At 69.1% G+C, this 13,717-nt stretch carries 16 protein-coding genes; 9 read left to right on the forward strand and 7 right to left on the reverse strand.

Features of this window, described 5'->3' with window-relative positions; genetic code table 11:
* Nucleotides 1-4: 4 nt before the first annotated feature.
* On the reverse strand, nt 5-865 hold the full coding sequence (locus FHS74_RS00825) for an HpcH/HpaI aldolase/citrate lyase family protein (RefSeq protein WP_184796542.1): 861 nt from the start codon (nt 863-865) through the stop codon (nt 5-7).
* Between the two features lie 188 nt (nt 866-1,053).
* On the opposite strand from FHS74_RS00825, the gene FHS74_RS00830 reads away from it, so the two are divergent.
* Entirely contained in the window at nt 1,054-1,584 is a 531-nt protein-coding gene (locus tag FHS74_RS00830) for a hypothetical protein (RefSeq protein WP_184796544.1), read from the forward strand.
* A gap of 9 nt (nt 1,585-1,593) precedes the next feature.
* A complete protein-coding gene (locus FHS74_RS00835) occupies nt 1,594-2,094 on the forward strand; it encodes a thioredoxin family protein (RefSeq protein ID WP_184796546.1) in 501 nt (166 codons plus the stop codon).
* Nucleotides 2,095-2,169: 75 nt separating this feature from the next.
* On the opposite strand, the gene FHS74_RS00840 is transcribed toward FHS74_RS00835, so the two are convergent.
* Nucleotides 2,170-3,186: an aspartate-semialdehyde dehydrogenase gene (locus FHS74_RS00840; RefSeq protein ID WP_184796548.1), complete on the reverse strand. Its 1,017-nt coding sequence runs from the start codon at nt 3,184-3,186 to the stop codon at nt 2,170-2,172.
* Nucleotides 3,187-3,355: 169 nt separating this feature from the next.
* Here FHS74_RS00840 and FHS74_RS00845 point away from each other — a divergent pair, with 169 nt between their 5' ends.
* The 3 genes from FHS74_RS00845 (at nt 3,356) to FHS74_RS00855 (ending at nt 5,440) form a co-directional block, all read left to right on the forward strand.
* A complete protein-coding gene (locus tag FHS74_RS00845; protein WP_184796550.1) occupies nt 3,356-3,703 on the forward strand; it encodes an Mpo1-like protein in 348 nt (115 codons plus the stop codon).
* A gap of 59 nt (nt 3,704-3,762) precedes the next feature.
* Nucleotides 3,763-4,023 (forward strand): hypothetical protein, encoded by a 261-nt coding sequence (locus tag FHS74_RS00850; RefSeq protein ID WP_184796552.1) that lies wholly within the window; start codon nt 3,763-3,765, stop codon nt 4,021-4,023.
* Between the two features lie 124 nt (nt 4,024-4,147).
* Entirely contained in the window at nt 4,148-5,440 is a 1,293-nt protein-coding gene (locus tag FHS74_RS00855; RefSeq protein WP_184796554.1) for a pentapeptide repeat-containing protein, read from the forward strand.
* A 105-nt stretch (nt 5,441-5,545) separates the two neighbouring features.
* On the opposite strand, the gene FHS74_RS00860 is transcribed toward FHS74_RS00855, so the two are convergent.
* The 3 genes from FHS74_RS00860 to cobS form a co-directional block, all read right to left on the reverse strand.
* A complete protein-coding gene (locus FHS74_RS00860) occupies nt 5,546-6,229 on the reverse strand; it encodes a lipid-binding SYLF domain-containing protein (protein WP_184796556.1) in 684 nt (227 codons plus the stop codon).
* Nucleotides 6,230-6,437: 208 nt separating this feature from the next.
* Nucleotides 6,438-7,073 (reverse strand): histidine phosphatase family protein, encoded by a 636-nt coding sequence (locus FHS74_RS00865; protein WP_184796558.1) that lies wholly within the window; start codon nt 7,071-7,073, stop codon nt 6,438-6,440.
* Nucleotides 7,070-7,972: an adenosylcobinamide-GDP ribazoletransferase gene (gene cobS / locus FHS74_RS00870; RefSeq protein WP_211106023.1), complete on the reverse strand. Its 903-nt coding sequence runs from the start codon at nt 7,970-7,972 to the stop codon at nt 7,070-7,072. The genes FHS74_RS00865 and cobS overlap by 4 nt, the downstream gene beginning before the upstream one ends.
* Here cobS and cobT point away from each other — a divergent pair.
* Together cobT and FHS74_RS00880 are read left to right on the forward strand one after the other, a co-directional pair.
* Nucleotides 7,971-9,008, forward strand: coding sequence for a nicotinate-nucleotide--dimethylbenzimidazole phosphoribosyltransferase (cobT, locus tag FHS74_RS00875; protein ID WP_184796559.1), 1,038 nt, complete (start codon nt 7,971-7,973; stop codon nt 9,006-9,008). The genes cobS and cobT overlap by 2 nt on opposite strands.
* A 57-nt stretch (nt 9,009-9,065) precedes the next feature.
* Nucleotides 9,066-9,320, forward strand: a complete 255-nt coding sequence (locus tag FHS74_RS00880) for a hypothetical protein (RefSeq protein ID WP_184796561.1) — start codon at nt 9,066-9,068, stop codon at nt 9,318-9,320.
* Nucleotides 9,321-9,330: 10 nt separating this feature from the next.
* On the opposite strand, the gene FHS74_RS00885 is transcribed toward FHS74_RS00880, so the two are convergent.
* Entirely contained in the window at nt 9,331-9,723 is a 393-nt protein-coding gene (locus FHS74_RS00885; RefSeq protein WP_184796563.1) for a hypothetical protein, read from the reverse strand.
* Nucleotides 9,724-9,917: 194 nt separating this feature from the next.
* Here FHS74_RS00885 and FHS74_RS00890 point away from each other — a divergent pair, with 194 nt between their 5' ends.
* Nucleotides 9,918-11,348: an ActS/PrrB/RegB family redox-sensitive histidine kinase gene (locus FHS74_RS00890; RefSeq protein WP_184796566.1), complete on the forward strand. Its 1,431-nt coding sequence runs from the start codon at nt 9,918-9,920 to the stop codon at nt 11,346-11,348.
* Between the two features lie 245 nt (nt 11,349-11,593).
* Nucleotides 11,594-12,175, forward strand: a complete 582-nt coding sequence (locus FHS74_RS00895; protein WP_425491243.1) for an ActR/PrrA/RegA family redox response regulator transcription factor — start codon at nt 11,594-11,596, stop codon at nt 12,173-12,175.
* Between the two features lie 330 nt (nt 12,176-12,505).
* Here the strand turns inward: FHS74_RS00895 and leuB are convergent, their stop codons facing one another.
* Nucleotides 12,506-13,615, reverse strand: coding sequence for a 3-isopropylmalate dehydrogenase (leuB, locus tag FHS74_RS00900; protein WP_184796568.1), 1,110 nt, complete (start codon nt 13,613-13,615; stop codon nt 12,506-12,508).
* Between the last annotated feature and the right edge of the window lie 102 nt (nt 13,616-13,717).

The following is a 13,717-nucleotide window of genomic DNA, read 5'->3' on the forward strand; positions in this document are numbered from 1 at the left end:
CGGCTCAGCCGCCGATAGCCGCCGCCAGGGCCACCAGACGGCGCGCCTCCGCCACGTGCAGGGCCTCCACCAGCCGGCCGTCCACCAGCACCACGGCCTTGCCCTCGGCCATGGCCTCGGCATGGGCGGCGATGAGGCGACGGGCGTGCTCCAACGCCGCCGCGTCAGGGGCGAAGGCGCGGTTGGCGGCGTCCAACTGCTTGGGATGGATCAGGGTCTTGCCGTCAAAGCCCAATTCCACCCCCTGGCGGCAGGCGGCTTCCAGCCCGGCCTCGTCTTCCAGATCCAGGTGCACGCCGTCCAGGATGGCCAGGCCATGGGCGCGGGCCGCCAGCAGGCAAAGGCCCAGCGCCGTGATCATGGGCAGGCGCAGGGCCGTGTGATGGGCATGCAATTCCTTGGCGAGGTCCGAGGTGCCCAGCACCATGCCGGCCAGGCGCGGGGAGGCGGAGGCGATCTCCTTGGCGTTCAGCATGCCCAGCGCCGTTTCCATCATGACCCACAGCGCCAGGTCCGGCGGCGCGCCGGCGGCGGTCAATAGGCGGTCGGCCTGGCGCACGGCTTCGGCCGATTCCACCTTGGGGATCAGCACGCCGTGGGCGCCTGACGTGGCGGCGGCGGTCAGGTCGGCCAGGCCCCAGGGTGTGTCCAGGCCGTTGGTGCGGATCAGCAGCTCCCGCCGGCCGAACCCGCCCCCGGCCACCGCCGACAGGACCTGTTCCCGCGCCAGGTCCTTGGCGTCCGGCGCCACCGCGTCTTCCAGATCCAGGATCAGCATGTCGGCGGGCAGGGCCGTCGCCTTTTCCAGGGCGCGGGCGTTGGAGCCGGGCATGTACAGGGCGGAGCGGCGGGGGCGGGCGGTCATGGGCGGTTCCCAGGGGGAGAGGGCTCGGTCGCCGGGCAGCATACTGATCCGCTGTGATGGCGGCGACGGCTGATGTCCGTTGTTCCGTGATAATAGCCTTGCGTCCCTATGCCCCTCGTCATGCGGCTTGCCCAGTGGCGGTCCTTGGGGCTACCCCTAGGACTGTTGCCACGAGGAGCATTGCCCCCATGTCGTCGCGTCCCCGCCATCCCTTCCTCCCCACGGCGCGCAGCGCCGTGCTGGCGTCCGTGCTCTGCCTGGCCGCCGGTGGCGCGTGGGCCCAGGCGGCTCCGCCGCCCGGTCAGGAAGGCCCCTCCCCAACGGGGACGCCGGGCGAATCGGTGACCGCCAACCAGCCCTTGCTGCGCGATCCCCGTCTGGTGGGCAATGCCAAGGCGCCGCCGCGCGACGTGGAATGCGTGGTGGGCGTGGGCAGCCCCTGCGCCGGCCGCATGGATTTCAACGACGGCCGCAGCTTCGGTTTCAAGATCAGTGGCCCCGGCGACGCGCTTTTCCACAACACCGGCAACCGCCGCTGCACCCTGGAATACATCCTGACCGACAGCACGATGGCCACCGCCGGCCGGACCATGGACCTGGCGCCCGGCGCCGCCACCACGCTGAAGGTGCGCGACGCCCAGGGCATGCATGTGCGCCTGTCGGCCCGCGGCATGTCCTCTCCCATTTGTGAACTGGAAGTGGTTGCCCGTCAGTCCTAAGGAGACCCCATGCGCCGCCTGCTGCTCATCCTGTCCCTGCTGGCGGCACCCGCCCTGGCGCAAACGCCGGCTTGGGCCGCCGACACGGTCGTATCGGTACCGGGGGATCGTTTCGACCCCGCCCGCGACGCCGCTCGGGACGTGGCCGAGGCGGTGGCCCAGGCCAAGGCGGGTGGCAAGCGGGTGCTGGTGGATGTGGGGGGCGAGTGGTGCGTCTGGTGCCACCGCCTCGACGCCCTGTTCACCGATGACGCCCGATTGCATGCCCTGCGGGAGCAAGGCTTCGTCACGGTGAAGGTGAACTGGAGCAAGGAGAACAAGAACGAGGCGCTGCTGGGCCAATGGCCCAAGGTCGCGGGCTACCCCCACCTGTTCGTGCTGGATGCCGACGGCAGGCTGCTGCAATCCCAGGACACGGGCCTGCTGGAGCAGGACAAGGGCTACAACGTGGACAAGGTGGCGGCTTTCCTGACGCGATGGGCCGCGCCGGCATCGCCGTCCCGGCTCTGAACCGGTCCTGAAAAAACAATGGGCGCCGGCCTCGTCGAGGCGGCGCCCATTGTTTTTGGAACGTTGCCCCGGGGCCTACTTGCTCAGATGGTCCTTCACCAGGCGCTCGGCGATCTGCACGGCGTTGAGGGCCGCACCCTTGCGCAGGTTGTCCGCCACGACCCATAGGTTCAGGCCGTTCTCCACCGTGATGTCCTCCCGCAGGCGGCTGATGAACACCAGGTCATCGCCCGCGGACTCCACCGGCGTCACATAACCCTCGTCGGCGCGGTGGTCGATCAGCGACACGCCCTTGGCCTTGCGCAGGACGGCGCGGGCCTCGTCGGCGCTGATCGGGTTCTCGAATTCCACGTTGACCGCTTCGGCGTGGCCGATGAACACGGGCACGCGCACGCAGGTGGCGGTCACCTTGATGGACGGGCCCAGGATCTTCTTGGTCTCCACCATCATCTTCCACTCTTCCTTGGTGGTGCCGTCGTCCATGAAGACGTCGATGTGGGGGATGACGTTGAAGGCGATCTGCTTGGTGAACTGCCGCTTCTCGATCGGGTCGTTCACGTAGATGGCGCGGGTCTGGGTGAACAGCTCGTCCATCGCCTCCTTGCCGGCGCCGGACACCGACTGATAGGTGGACACCACCACGCGGCGGATGCGGGCCAGGTCGTGCAGGGGCTTCAGCGCCACCACCATCTGGATGGTGGAGCAGTTGGGGTTGGCGATGATGCCCTTCTTCTTGTAGCCGGCGATGGCCTCGGGGTTCACCTCCGGCACCACCAGCGGCACGTCCGGGTCCATGCGGAAGTGGCTGGTGTTGTCGATGACCACGGCGCCGGCGGCGGCGGCCTTGGGCGCGAACTGGGCGGAGATCTTGGCGCCGGCGGAGGACAGCACGATGTCCGTGCCCGCGAAATCGAACTTGGCCAGGTCCTGGACACGCAGGTCCTCATCGCCGAAGCTGATTTCCGATCCGATGGAGCGTTCCGAGGCCAGGGCCACCGCCTGACTCACCGGGAAATTCCGTTCCGCCAGGATCTGCAGCATCTCGCGCCCGACATTGCCCGTGGCGCCCACGACGGCGACTTTATAGCCCATGGTCATGCTCCTCATATCTCTGGCGGGGACCGGAGGGGCGGGCCGCTTGCGGGGGCGGGGGCCGCTCTGGTCTAATCCGGCGGAGACTTAAGGCGGGCAGGCGGGGTTTGCAAGCGCGCAGGCGTCAGTGCCGCCCCGCGAACGACCCGCATGCGACTACAGGGAGGGAATGAGGGTGACGGCAGACGGACCGCGCATCGCCACGTACGGCGCCTTTTGGCCCTTCTATCTGGGGGAGCACGCCCGCGCGGCCACGCGGGCCTGGCACTTCGTGGGCACCGGCCTGGTGCTGGCGGCGCTGGCCGCCGGCATCTGGACGGGTGATTGGCGCCTCTTCGCCATCGCGCCGGTCTGCGGCTATCTTTTCGCCTGGATCAGTCACTTCTTCGTGGAACACAACCGACCCGCCACCTTCACCTATCCGCTATGGTCGCTGGTCAGCGACTTCCGCATGTTCTTCCTGTACGTGATCGGGCGCCTGGGGCCTGAACTGCGTCGGTATGGCATCGATGGCTGACGTCCATCCGTTCCAGCATCCGCCTTCCGCTTTGGCCCGCCTTCAAAGGATATGCCGCCTTGCCCACGATCGTTGAAACCATCGCCCAGGCGATCAAGCGTGCGGACAAGACCTTCTTCAACGAGAATTACACGAAGCAGGCCCAGGCTGTCGTGGATGGCCTGCGCAAGGCCGGCTTCGAGGTCGTGCCGGTCAAACCCCCGGAAGTACTGGTGGAATACGCGGTGGAGAATATCCCCTTTGGCCGCCTGCGCCCGTCAGAGTTGATTCGTGCCCTCTACGGCACAATGGTGGAGAATTGCCGCAAGTTTGTGTCGTAGAAACGACGATTTCTTTCCATAAACATCAGGCGAATCCGCTTCTAAAAAGCCGGGCGGGGGTGCAACAATATAGTTACCGACCCTGATCCAGGGGCGATGTCGGTAACCCGGATGGCTAGATTGCATGCATCCTGAACGCCAGTACCAGGACGGCTTTGAGTGGCGCCGGGCGACCCCGGCCGAGGTCATGGACGCGGCGCGCAAGCATGAACGCTTGATCGAGGGCCGCATTGGCGGCGCCCGTTTCTCCTTTGTCCTGCATGATCTGCGTGGCGCCGTCCTGTCCACCTTGAACCTGACCGACGCCGACCTGACGGGCAGCCGCCTGGACCAGGCCCAACTGGTGGGCACCCGGCTGCGCAGCGCCTCCCTCTTCGCGTGTGACTTCCGCCTGGCCTGCCTGCGCCAGGCCGATCTGTCCAAGTCCGACCTGCGTGGCGTCAGCATGCGCGGGGCGGACCTGACCAAGGCCCGCATGCGTGAGGCGGACGTGCGCGAGGCCGTTCTGGCCGTCTATCGCGGTGGCAAGCCCCTGCCGGAAACCTTCGATGGCCGTATCCCGGACCTGACCTCCGCCATCGCCATCGGCGCGGACATGTCCGACAGCCGCATGAACGGATCCTGGACCTTGAACGCGGATTTCACCGACGCCAACCTGGCCGGCGTGGATTTACGGGGCGCCGATCTGCGCGGCGCGGTCTTCAAGGGGGCCAACATGCAGGGCGCCAACCTTTCGGAAAGCAGGCTGCATGGTACGTCTTTCGCCGGCGCCCTGCTCACCGACACGATCTTCAACGACGCCATCCTGGAGGACGCCAACTTCCGTGGCGCCATCATGGAATCCACCCTGATCAGCCGTTTGCGCGGCAAGGGCGCCACCCTGCCGGGCGAGGGTGGGGACTCGGCCCGTCCCGTGGCCGAAATGGTGGAGGAGCATGCCGTCTGGGTGGGCGCCGCTGGCCGCTCGGGTGTGCGCGCCGACCTGTCGGGCCGCGACCTTACCGGCCTCAATCTCTCGGGCCGCAATCTCACCGCCGCCAAGATGGCCTTCGCCGTGGCCCGCCGCCTGGTGCTGACGGGGGCGTCACTGGTCATGGCCGACCTGGAATGCGTGGACATGCAGGACGCCGTGCTGGTGGGCGTGGATGCCCGGGGCGCCAACTTCGAACGGGCCCACCTGAACGGCGCCGATCTGCAGAACGCCAATCTGGGCTTGCTGGAAAGCGCGGAACAGCCCGACCGCAAATGGCCGGTGCGGCTGACCCGCGCCCGCTTGCGGGGGGCCAACCTGCGCGGTGCCAACCTGCGGGGCGCGATCCTGCGCGAGGCCGACCTTACCGGCGCCGACCTGCGCGACGCCCAATTGGAGGGTGTCATCCTGGACGGCGCCACGACCGCTCAAGTCCGTAGTCGCTAGAGCGGATCGCCCGAAGGCGGGATCGCCTTTGGGCGTGAAGCCGCTCGCGGACAGACTGAGCTATGGCCGGCTGTGGTTCCGATTAAACGCAGCCGGCTATAGGGATTACTGGCTGAGAACGGCCGCCAGGGCCTGGGCTTCCGGTCGGAAGAAGGCGCGGTCCAGCAGGATTTGCTCGGGCGTCGTCTGCTGGCCGTAGAAGATGTCGTTCCATTCCTTGCGCGGGGTGATGACCGAGCCGTCGACGGCCAGGCCGCCGAACAGGCCGCTGGTCTTGGCATAGACATACATGTCGGCGTCCATGCCCACGCCATAGCCGGCACCGACCTGGGTGCCCAGCTCGCCCACCGCCACCTTGGCGTCCGCGCCCAGCTTCACGCTGCGGTCCATCACGGCGTTCAGGCCCTTGTCGGTCATGATCACCAGCATCATCTGCGCCTGCTGGCCGCCGAACTGCAGGCCGAAACTGGCCTCGGCCATGGTGTAGAAGGCCGGGCCGCTCCACGATCCGTCGCTGCCCTTGGCCACCAGCACGCCGGTGCCGCCACCGCCGCCCAGGAAGAAGCCCGCCTGGATGACGTTGGGCAGGATCAGCACGCCCTTGGCCCGGCCCAGCAGGTTCTTCAGGGGGGCGTATTGCGGGTCGCCTAGCAGGGACATGGCGGTCAGGCGCGCGCGCTCCACCATCAGTTGCGCCTCCGTCACCTCCGCCCGCGCCGGCACGGCCGTGCCCAGCGCCAGGGCCGCGCCCGCCGCCGCACCCGCCAACACCTGCCGCCGATCGATCATCGTTTCGTTCCTTCTTTCGTCATTCGGGGCCGCTGGCGGCCGCCCGAACCATCCGTTGACGCTGTTGACAGAATTCCTACCATATCTGGGTACGGTCGCCCATGCCCCAGAGAGATGTGGCCCCGTTGGACAGTCGGCGACCGGCACCTTCGGGGCGACCCTAAAGGCGAAGTAAGGCGGCCGTGCGGCAAAGTCCCGCCCGGGCGGGTCAGGGGGCGCGGTTGACGCCCCTCACCGCCCAGACGGGGCCAGCGTCGGTGGCGATGCGGTCCAGCCGGGTGATGGACAGGGGCGAGACGTCCAGGGCCAAAGCCTTGGCCGGCGACAGATCCAGGGCCAGGGCCACGGCGGCCCGCACCGGCCCGGCATGGCAGACGCAGACGATGTCACGGTCACCCGTCCGCTGGCCGCCCGTCTGTCGTCCGCTCCAATCCTCCACCGCCGCGGCCACGCGGTGGCACAGGTCGGCGAAGCTCTCGCCGCCCGGCGGCGCGGTGCCCGCCGGGTCGGCCCAGAAGGCGGCCAGGTGCGGGTCCCCGGCATCCTCCAACGCGGCATAGCTGTGGCCTTGCCATGTGCCGAAATGCTGTTCCATCAGGCGGGGGTCGGTCTCGGGCAGCGGCGGCCGCCCGGTCACCAGGGCCGCCAGGCGCTCCACCGTCTGCCGGGTGCGGGTCAGCGGGCTGGCCAGCCACAGTGCGCCCGGGGGCAGGCGGGCGGCCGTCAGATGGGCGTCCGCCTCTGGCCAGGGGGCCAGGGCCGCGTCCGACTGGCCGGCGATGCGGTGCGGCTCGGCCAGGGGCGCGTGGCGCACCCACCACCAGCGAACGGCGCCGGCGATCATGGCGCGGAGGCGCCGCCGCCCAGGGCGCCGGTCACGGCCACCAGGAACAGGATTTCCCCCACCTGCTCGGCGGCCCCCAGGACGTCGCCGGTGACGCCGCCCACCTGGCGGCGGGCCAGCAGGGCCAGGGCGATCATGCCGCCACCGGACACCAGCAGGATGGCCAGGCGGGTCATGCCACCGTCCAGGGGCAGCTTGGTCAGGGTGGTGGCCGCCAGGACGAATCCGGCCAGCAGGGCCGCCAGCGCGCGGGCGCTGTTGGGCTTTCCCACGCCGGCGCTGTGGCCCACCAGCCGTGCCTCGGGCAACAGCAGCTTCATGCCCGGCAGTAGGCAGCGGGCATAGGCGTGCGCGCCCATCAGGGCCACGGCCACGTGGTGCGGGCTGGATATCGCGGCCAGGGCCAGGGCGCGGGCGGCGACGCTCAGCACCAGGGCCACGGCGCCATAGGTGCCCACCCGGCTGTCCTTCATGATGGTCAGCTTGGCCTCGCGGTCGCGGCCACCGCCGAAGCCGTCGGCCACGTCGGCCAAGCCGTCCTCATGCAGGGCGCCGGTCAGGCCCATCAGCGCGCCCACGGTTAGCAAGGCGGCCAGCAGGGGCGGCACGTTGACGGCCGAGAGCCCCCAATAGACCAGGCCGCCGACCGCGCCGATCAGCGTGCCGACGATGGGAAACCAGGTCAGGGCCCGGGAATCCAGGTCCTGCGGCCAGGCCCCGCGCCAATGGATGGGCAGCCGCGTCAAAAAGATCACGGCGGCTATGAATTCGGCGAAGACACCGCCCAGGCGCGGCCCCGTTGCATCAGTCATGGTTCCGGTATACGGGAAGTCCCGTCCGCCCGCCAGCGCCACTCCGGCGTCCTTGTCGCGGGTCCCATCACCGGGCCGGAGCATCATGAGCGACATCCCCTCCTTCGACGAAATCCGCCGCGTCCTGGCCGATCTGCCCGGCCCCGACCTGGAGGCCGCGACCACCGTCATGCAGCGTGAGGTGCAGCTGACCAAGCCGCGCGGCGCGCTGGGGCGGCTGGAAAGCCTGACGGAGTGGCTGGCGACCTGGCAGGGCCGCACGCCACCCCGCGTGCAGCATCCGCGCGTGGCGGTATTCGCCGGCAACCACGGCGTGGCCGCACTCGGCGTGTCCGCCTATCCATCGGCGGTGACGGCGCAGATGGTGCACAACTTCACCCAGGGCGGGGCGGCGGTGAACCAGCTGTGCGGCCAGGCCGACGCCGATCTGCGTGTCTATGAGCTGGACCTGGACAACCCCACGGCCGACTTCACCCATGGTCCCGCCATGAGCGAGCAGGCCTGCGCCCACGCCATGGCCTACGGCATGATGGCGGTGGAAACCGGCATCGACGTGCTGTGCCTGGGCGAGATGGGCATCGGCAATTCGACGTCCGCCGCCGCCCTGTGCCTGGCGCTGTTCGGCGGCAAGCCTGAGGATTGGGTGGGCCCCGGCACCGGCCTGGACGCCGAGGGCATGGCGCGCAAGGCGGCGGTGGTCGCCGCCGGCGTGGCCGCCAACGCCGACCTGCTGTCCGATCCCTTCCATGTGTTGCGCGCCGTGGGCGGGTATGAGCTGGCGGCCATCGTCGGCGCCATCATGGCGGCCCGCATGGCCCGCACGCCCGTGGTGCTGGACGGCTACGCTTGCACCGCCGCCGCCGCCGTGCTGTTCAAGGCCGACCCGCGCGCCCTGGACCATTGCATCGTCGGCCATTTGTCGGCCGAGCCGGCCCATCGCCGCCTGCTGGATGTCATCGGCCAGGAACCGCTGCTGAGCTTCGGCATGCGCCTGGGCGAGGGCTCCGGCGCCGCCCTGGCCCTGCCCATCCTGCAAGCCGCCGTCGCCTGTCACACCGGCATGGCCACCTTCGCCGAGGCTGGTGTGTCCACGCGCGGCGGCGAGGGCCGGGCGACGCATTGATCTCGACGGTCGCCGGGTTCCGGTTACAATCGGAACCCGGTACCCAGACCGTTGCAAATGGAAGCGGTGGACAGGACGGCAATCCAGCGAGGCATTGTGATCGACGAAAAGTCCGGTTGCTGGGACAGCCACATAAAGTGGCGCCACATCCCCAGGGGGATTGCAATCTTCGTGACTGCCTGCTTGCTGATGGCCGGGTTTCCCGCCGTGTTTGGGGACAATTTGTTCTCAGCCATCCTGATGGTCGTGATCCCGGTGCCATTGGTATTTATGGCCGCGCGAACCATCATGAAGGCGTTTTTGAAGTATTGAGATTGACGCTTCACGGCCGGTGGTACGTCAGCGCCCAGGCGATGCCCACGACCACGGCGATCAGGCAGGCCAGCATCCAGGTCTTCAGCGGCACGGGCACCTTCTCGCCCGGGCCCTTGCCCTTCTTGGGCTTCATCGGGCGCTCCGACCCCGCCACCACGGTGGGCTTGGGCCGGCCCGTGCCCTTGTAGGGGTCGTGCAGTTCCACCAGGCGCCAGTCGTAGTTGGACAGCGCCTCCTCGCTTTCGAAATCCACCTGGATCAGCCGGACATAGCCCCGGCCGTGGGCGCGCACCGCCTCGCTGAACTCACGCTTGCCGGCCGGCAGGTTGTCGACCAGGGCCAGCGTCTCCCACTTCTTGCCCTGGGGCTTCTGCACCGCGAATTTGCGCTGGCTTTCCAAGGATCGTTCTCCACCCGCGTAGGGCCCAACCGCATAGGGCAAGGGTAATTATCAGCGCCGCGCGTCCGGGGGCAAGGGGCTGGCGCGCGTCCATCCAGCGGACAGGTGCGACGCCGTGCCCCGTGCGCTATAGCTTGAAGCCGGGACGGTTCCGCTGATCTTATCGGGCCATCCAAGATGGGGTTGTCAGGGCGATGGCGCGGCAGGCGTGGACGAGGGCGGCGGACGCGGAACCCAGCCCCTGGGGCGGAGACAGGGATGGCCCCGGGGGCCGGCCCGATGGCGCCCGGCCCAATGGCGCGCGGCTCGGCGGCGACCGCTGGGCCGGGGCTCGGGTCAGCCTGCGCACCCTCAACACCATCCGCTGGATCGCCATCGCCGGCCAGGCCATCACCCTGCTGACGGTGGAGGATCTGGTCGGCATCGACATCCCGTTACTGCCGGCCCTGGCGGTGACGGCCGTGTCGCTGCTGATCAACCTCTATGCCATCTCCCGCCGCCGGCGCAGCCCCTTTCTGACGGAACGGGGGGCGGCGGTCTTCCTGGGCTATGACACGGTGCAACTGACCGTGCTGCTGATGCTGACCGGCGGGCTGGAGAACCCCTTCGCCGTGCTGGTGCTGGCGCCACTGATGGTGGGGGCCAGCATGCTGGGTCGCCGGTTGGTGACGGGGCTGACGGCCCTGACCGCCGCCTGCCTCACCCTGGTGTGGGTGCTGGCCATGCCACTATCCTGGCCGGCCAGCTATGGCGTCACCCTGCCGCCCGTCTATCTGGACGGCATCTGGGCGGCGCTGACCCTGTCCGCCATCTTCATCGCCACCTACGTCTACAAGGTGGCGCAGTCCGGCCGTGACCTGTCACAGGCGCTGATCGCCAGCCAGGTGTCGCTGGCCCGCGCGCAGAAGGCCTCCGCCCTGGGCGCGCTGGCCGCGGCGGCGGCCCACGAACTGGGCAGCCCGCTGGGCACCATCGCCGTGGTGGCCAAGGAACTGGCCCGCGACCTGCCGCCCGACAGCCCCTGGGCGGAGGATATCCAGCTGCTGCAAAGCCAGTCCGCCCGCTGCCGCGACATCCTGGCCGACCTGGCCCGCCGCCCCGACGCGGAGGGCGAGATGGAGCCCTATGCCCCCCTGGGGCCCGTGCAGGTGGTGGAGGCGGTGGCCGCCCCCCACCGCCGGCCGGAGGTGGCGCTGGAGATCACCGTGACCGGGGCGGAGGAGGGGGCGCCCTCGCCCCTGCCGCTGACGCCGGAGTTGCAGCACGGCCTGGGCAACATCCTTCAGAACGCCATGCAGTTCGCCCACAGCCGGGTGGACGTGACCCTGCACTGCGACGCCGCAGCCCTGATGCTGACCGTGGCCGATGACGGCCCGGGCTTTCCCGTCAGCCTGCTGGAACGGTTGGGGGAGCCCTATGTCTCCGACCGGGACGAGCGGCTGGAGGAGGTGCCGGTGCGGGCCGGCGGGCCCGGCACCATGGGGTTGGGCCTGTTCATCGCCCAAATCCTGCTGGAACGCACCGGCGCCACCGTGGCCTACGCCAACGGCCCGCCGGGCAGCACGCCCCTGGGCGCCGGCGCCCGCGTCATGGTCAGCTGGAGCGGCGCGCTGCCCGCCCCCTGAGGCTTCGCCGCGACATCAGGGGAATATCCCGTCCGTCCTCCGGCGTATTTTGGGCAGCGGCGTATTGCCGCCCTTGGAGCGGCGGGCCGGCGTATCCATGTGACCGTGCGTTGTTGTGGATGGAGGGGCGTCCTTTTGCCGCGTGTCGCCACCACCGGGATTGGGGATACAGGGGCGTGGTACCATGGTTCCCAAGTTTGCAACCGTTCTTCAGTCCACGGCCGGGAAATAAGGGGTTTTCGAAGATGACTATTGAGACCGGTGACGTGATCGATCCCATGCGCCTCGGCTTCACCGGGGACGCCTCGCGCAGCCTGTTGGTGGTCGATGACGACGCCCCCTTCCGCATCCGCCTCGCCCGCGCGCTGGAAAAGCGCGGCTTTGACGTGGTGGCGGTGGACAGCGTCGCGGTGGGCGTGGAGGTGGCGCAGGAGGCCGCCCCCCGCTACGCCGTGGTTGATCTGCGGCTGGCGGACGGCAGCGGCCTGGACGTGGTCAAGGCTTTGCGGGACGCCCGGCCCGAGGCGCGCATCGTCATGCTGACCGGCTATGGCAACATCGCCACCGCCGTGGCCGCGGTGAAGGCTGGCGCCGTCGACTACCTGCCCAAGCCGGCCGACGCCGACGCGGTGGAGGCGGCCCTGCTGACCGACGGTCCCCTGCCGCCGCCGCCGGAACACCCCATGTCCGCCGACCGCGTGCGCTGGGAACACATCCAGCGGGTGTTCGAGCAGTGCGACCGCAACGTTTCGGAAACCGCCCGTCGCCTGAAGATGCATCGCCGCACCCTGCAGCGCATCCTGAACAAGCATGCGCCGCGGACTTGATTGATTGCTCAGGCGCCGGGCGCCGCCGCCCGGCCGCTTGGGTTTTCCAATTCTGTTGGGAATTGCGCTATCACGGACTGGGGCATGCTCCAGCCCGTGATCCGTGCGGAAGACCGTTCCGACCGCCGGAGTTGCCTGGGGCTGCCATCCCGTACGCGCAAGGATGGGGGGATGCCAATACGCTGCCCTTTGTCGCCCTCGGAACGAAGCGCCAAGGATGGCTAGGCGGGCGAATGCCCGCGCGGGCGCGTGAGGAACAACTCTAGCTTTTGTGCCGTCGTGCGATCCACGGCTCAGATGTTTCCATCTGAGCCGTGGATCGCACTCTAATCAGGCAACCAGCTTGTCCAGCTCCCGCAGGATGCTGTCGCCCATCACGGAGGTGGAGCAGCGGGCCATGCCGGGGGACATGATGTCGGCCGTGCGCATGCCGCCCTTCAGGACGTTCTGCACCGCCCGGTCCAGCAGATCCGCTTCCTCGGCCCGGTCGAAGGAGTAGCGCAGCGCCATGCCGAAGCTCAGCAGCGAGGCGATGGGGTTGGCGACGTCGCGGCCGGCGATGTCGGGGGCGGAGCCGTGCACCGGCTCATACAGGGCCTTGCGGCGGCCACTGGCGTCGGCCGCACCCAGCGAGGCCGACGGCAGCATGCCGATGGAACCGGTCAGCATGGCGGCCTCGTCCGACAGGATGTCGCCGAACAGGTTGTCGGTGACGATCACGTCGAACTGCTTGGGGTTGCGCACCAGCTGCATGGCGGCCGCGTCGGCCAGCATGTGGCTCAGCTCGACGTCCTTGTATTCCGCCGCGTGCAGGGCCGTGACGTCCTGGTTCCACAGCAGGCCGGACTCCATGACGTTGCGCTTCTCGCAGGAGCAGACCTTGTTGCCGCGCTTGCGCGCCAGCTCAAAGGCGACGCGGGCGACGCGCTGGATTTCCGGGGTGGTGTAGACCTGGGTGTTGATGCCGCGACGGATGCCGTTGCCCAGATCCTCGATGCCGCGCGGCTCACCGAAGTAAATGCCGCCCGTCAGTTCGCGGACGATCATGATGTCCAGGCCGCGCACCACCTCGGGCTTCAGGGTCGAGGCGTCGACCAGGGCGTCGAACACCACGGCCGGGCGCAGGTTGGCGAACAGCTCCAACTCCTTGCGCAGGCGCAGCAGGCCGGCCTCGGGGCGCTTGTCGTAGCTGACGGTGTCCCACTTCGGGCCGCCCACGGCACCCAGCAGCACGGCGTCGGCCGCCAGCGCCTGTTCCATGGTCGCCTCGGACAGGGGCACGCCGTGGGCGTCGATGGCGCAGCCGCCGACCAGGCCTTCGGACACGGTGAATTCCAGGTCGCGGCGCCGGCTCATCCAGTCGATGACGCGGCGCACCTGGCGCATGACTTCCGGCCCGATACCGTCGCCCGGCAACATGAGGAGTGAGTAAGCGGCCATGGATCAACCCTTTTGTCGGTTGGGGCGGCACCGCCGCGGCTGCCGGATAATCCCATGCCACAGGCGCGGGACCGGCGGCCGCTCCCGCGTGCGGCCCGTAGG

The organism is Nitrospirillum iridis, from assembly GCF_014205765.1.
Taxonomy (GTDB): Bacteria; Pseudomonadota; Alphaproteobacteria; order Azospirillales; family Azospirillaceae; genus Nitrospirillum; species Nitrospirillum iridis.